The organism is Henriciella sp., assembly GCF_049649345.1.
Classification (GTDB): Bacteria; Pseudomonadota; Alphaproteobacteria; order Caulobacterales; family Hyphomonadaceae; genus Henriciella.
The window spans coordinates 1-4,394 of record NZ_JBARZC010000096.1 but is presented as its reverse complement, the minus strand read 5'-3'; the positions used below and the strand labels follow the sequence as shown (position 1 = coordinate 4,394).

Genomic DNA, 4,394 nt, shown 5'->3' with positions numbered 1-4,394 from the left:
CCGCATGGCCTCCTCGAAGCTGTGTCTGAAGGAGTAGGAGACCAGGCGCTCCGATTTTGGGATACCGGCTAACCGGATCGCCTTGTTTATCCGCGCTGAGAGCGCTGAAGTGTCTCTGCACGCCTCGCCAAAGACCGCGCCATCCACCGGGCTCCCCTGCCGCTCCCAGTACGCTTTGAGCGCCTTTCGCGCTGCGTCTGTCAAGGGCACATCCCGTGCCGACGACCAGGTCTTCAGCTCCCGCCATTCGTTTGGACGGAGCATGAGATGGGGAACCTCGTGATCAAGATAAACATCACTCCAGTTCAACCCGCCAATCTCCAGAGGACGGCAAGGCGAATGAGCGAGCAGGCGAAGCACTGTTCCGGTTTCGTCACCTGGCGGCTTTCTCCGAATGTAGGCCTCGAGTTTGTTCCAGTGTGCTGTATTGAAGGGCAGGCGCTTCGAGACGTCATCAATAGGCGCTTTCGGCAGCTTCTGTTTCTCGAAGGGGTTCTTAACGTCGAGCTCAAAATCCTCGATGGCACGATTGACGACAGCTTTGATCGAGTTGAGGCGTCGCCTGACGGTTCCCGTGGATTGCTGGCGTGTCTTGATCAGATAGTTGATCCAATCGCGGACGTCGGCGCGTCTGATATCCTTGAGCAGCAAGTCGCCCGCATGTTCAATGAACTGTTCAATCGCTGCCCCTTCGGCCTTCGGCAGCTCGCCGCCTTTATGCCGCTTGGCGTAGGACCGCGCTGCATCCCGAACTGACGCCGCCACTTTGAGCCGGTCTCCTTTCTTGGCCGTCTGGATCTTGGCCCAGGTCGCAGGATTGAAATCTTCCGGCCCAAGCTCGTCTTCGTGGCGTTTGCCAGAACGATCCAGGGCTGCCCTCAGCCGCTCGTCTAGCCAAATCTCATAAGATGAGACTTCGTAGGGGCCGCCCGTCTTTCCGGCACCATCTTTTAGAAAGTCCTCTCTGCGCGCCCAGTCATAGGCCTGGTCTGCGAGTTCAAGTTTTCCCGAGCTTGCGCCTGCTGCGCGTTCAGCCTCTTCGAGAATGCGATCGGTATCTCGCGCCAGCAGATCAATCTTGGCAGCTGCCCGGCTTTCTTGGCCGGTGACCAGTCCGAGGCTCTTCTTGAACTCCCGCTTTCCGACCAGATCGACAAGGTGGCCAGGCACGCGACGCCGGAAGTAAAGCTTGCCGCCGCGCGTAACCAGATACTTCACATGGATCCTCATAATAGGGCATCATGTGTACCAGTTTGCGTACCAGAGGCAAGTGAGCAGCGGCATATTGCCTTGTAAAATAACCGCTTTTCTTTGATTTTCTGGTGCCCAGGAGAGGACTCGAACCTCCACGACCGTGAGATCACTACGACCTGAACGTAGCGCGTCTACCAATTCCGCCACCTGGGCAATCCGGCTGCGAAGGCGGCGTGATAGGGCACTCGAAGGATGTGGTCAACGAACAATTCCAGCCACCTGCTACTGTTTCGCGTAGTGCTCGTGTATCCATTCAAATTGCGGGATGAGCAGGGAAAATCGGGCGGCCAGAGACTGCAGCGCAAGAAAAAGCCCGCCAGTGGCGGGCGATCTGGGGAATTCCCGGATCTGGTCTTCAAATCAGGGTCTGCGTGACGGTGTTGTCAGACAAATGAAAACTCGTCTCTGCTGGCTGGCAGACAGGCAGGTTTAGGCAGCAATAAGCTGCCGCCATTCGGAAAGAGCGGCGTTACAAAGGTCTTTGAATCTTGGCCGGCGCTCGATGTTTCTCTGATAATTAAAATGATTGTGGACGGAGGAATGAACCGAAGCGAACTTCTGCAAACTTCGCATTTGCCTGAAACGGAGCATCGCTCGTTCCCGTCGTCGAAATGGTAGATGCGAATTTTCGGCACGGTTGTTGAGATGTCGCCCTGTTTCGTGTTTATCGGCATTTCCAAGCACCTTCATGGCAGCACGATAGGACGCCAAGCGGTCCGTCACAATGACCTTTGGTTCGCCGTATCGTTTCATCGCTTTTCTCAGAGAACGTAGTGCTGCCTTGCGATCCCGGCGTTTGGTTACGTACGATTCCAGCACCTCACCTTCATCATCAACCGCGCGCCAGAGATAATGCTGCTTGCCGTTTATCTTCACAAACACCTCATCCAGGTGCCATCGCCATTGTGTTACCTGGCGCATGGATTGGGATCGCTTACGCCAAATTTCCGCGGCGAGCATCGGGCCAAATCGATTCGACCTGTGACGGATGCTTTCATGGCTAACGTCGGTCCCGCGTTCGTGCAGCAGGTCTTCAACGTTGCGCAACGACAGCGGAAACCAGACGTACATCATCATCGCCAAGCGGATGATTTCTGGTGACGTATTGAAATAGCGAAACGGGTTCTTGAGCACCGAACGAAATTATCCAGATCAGCTCAGTCGCTCAATGCCCGTTTAGTCTGACAGTGCCGTCAGGACTGGTCCTTTCGGCACGTTGGCATCCTTAGGTGGCGCAGGATTGATCGGCGGCTTTTCCATTCCGGCAGTTTCGCCTCGCATCTCGGTTACTTTCGCCATGAGGTCTTCGACGACGCCGGGATATTCGCGGACATAGCTGAAGCGTTCTTCCGGGTCTTTCTCGAGGTCGAAAAGGAGTTCGGCGGCGTATTGCTCAAACGGCACGTAGAAGCCCTTGTAGTACGTATTCAGGACAAGCCGGAAACGCTGGTTCCGCGCCGCGGCGATGTCATTGCCGTTATAGAAAAAGAGGACATCGTGCGGGGACTGCTCACTTCCGGTCATGACCGGAAAAATATCCCGTCCATCAATTGGCCGGTCGCCCGGCACAGCTGCGCCAGCGAGCGCGGCAAGCGTGGGCAGGATGTCGATATTCATGGTCATGGCACCTGACTGAGAGCCCGCCTCGATCGCACCCGGCCAGCGCGCAAGGAATGGAACGCGGTAGCCGCCCTCATGCGTGCCGCCTTTTCGGCCGCGGTGATGACCGGGATCGCCTTCAAACCACGGGCCATTGTCCGATGTGACGATGATCAGCGTATTATCGGCGATGCCCTCTTCGTCCAGCCGGGCGAGGATCGCGCCGATCCCGTCATCGAGATGTTCGACGACATCACCGTAGAGCCCCGCTTCCGACACGCCAGCCCTGTCGTCCGGCACGAAAAGCGGAACGTGCGGAAAGGTCTGGGCGACATAGAGAAAGAAGGGCTCATCGGCATGCGTGCTGATGAAATCCGTCGCGGCCTTCGTGTAATTGTCCGTGAGCTGCTTCTGGTCGGCCGGCGACTGCACCACAGTCTTGTGAGAGTAGAGGTCGAAGGGCTGCATGTCATTGCTGTAGGGCACGCCGTAGAACTCATCGAAGCCCTGATTTGTCGGCCAGAATTCGTCCCGGTGTCCGAGATGCCACTTGCCCACCATGCCGGTGGCATAGCCTGCAGATTTCAGCACTTCGGCAATCGTCACCTCCTCGGGCGGCAGCCCGTCTGCCGAGTGAGGGAAGATCACATGCTGCATGCCCGAGCGGATCGGATAGCGCCCAGTCAGAAGGGCGGCGCGCGACGGTGTGCAGACATTCGAGCCTGCATAGAACTGGGTCAGGCGCACGCCTTCCTCGCCGATGCGGTCGATATTCGGCGTGCGGGTCAGGGCAGACCCGTTAAGACCTATGTCACCCCAGCCCATATCGTCGGCGAGGATGACAATGATGTTCGGTCTCGCCTCATTCGCCGCGGGGCTGGCAGCATCGGTCGGTACCTCTGCCAAGGCGCACGACGCCAGAAGCGTGAGAGGCAACAGGGCTAGCGCTCTGGAAAGCATATTTCATTCCTCAAAAGAAGACCGGCGCTTCCAAAGAAGCACCGGCAGTTTGGGAGGACTAGTAGGACAGCGAAAGTTTTGCGCCCCAGGTCTGCTCAGCTTCCAGCGTGCGGAACTGCGCGTAACCGCCGGTATCAAAGGGCATGCCGGTGATCGCCTCCGGGAACGCCTCGTCGGTGAGGTTTCTGCCAAAGACCGAGAATCGGCCCCGTCCATCCCAGAATGCGACGCCGAGCTGCAGGTCCAGCAGGGTGTAGGCATCAATGATCGTCTGCGGATCATTGGTCAGGCTGGACTGGACGTCGTCGCGATACTGCACGCCGAGTTGAACGAAGCCGTCCAGCGACTGGGTCAGGGGGCGCTCATATCTGGCTAGCGCATTGATCACCCATTGAGGCGCGTTCGGAAGGTCCTTGCCCGACAGATCCTGGGCGGCTGGCGTGCCGGTGCATCCCTCAGCAGCGGTCTGCAGCTGGTAGCATGGCGCGCCAATGAATTCATCGAAGGTCGCATTTGTGTAGGCGAAAGCCGTCGACAGGGTGAGGCCATCGGCCGGCAGGGCTGTTACCTCTCCTTCGAAC

Annotated in this window: 4 protein-coding genes and 1 tRNA gene; all 5 read right to left on the bottom strand. The window is 57.8% G+C overall.

The window, feature by feature from the left end:
• Positions 1 to 1,218: DUF6538 domain-containing protein (locus WA989_RS02445; protein WP_424338938.1), on the bottom strand; the 1,218-nt coding region annotated here is incomplete at its 3' end.
• 102 nt (positions 1,219 to 1,320) lie between these two features.
• Positions 1,321 to 1,407 (bottom strand) — tRNA-Leu (locus WA989_RS02440).
• 276 nt (positions 1,408 to 1,683) lie between these two features.
• Entirely contained in the window at positions 1,684 to 2,388 is a 705-nt protein-coding gene (locus tag WA989_RS02435; RefSeq protein ID WP_424338937.1) for an IS6 family transposase, read from the bottom strand.
• A gap of 42 nt (positions 2,389 to 2,430) precedes the next feature.
• Entirely contained in the window at positions 2,431 to 3,759 is a 1,329-nt protein-coding gene (locus tag WA989_RS02430) for a sulfatase family protein (RefSeq protein WP_424338936.1), read from the bottom strand.
• 112 nt (positions 3,760 to 3,871) lie between these two features.
• Positions 3,872 to 4,394, bottom strand: a 523-nt coding sequence (locus WA989_RS02425) for a TonB-dependent receptor domain-containing protein (RefSeq protein ID WP_424338935.1), incomplete at its 5' end; no start/stop codon positions are given.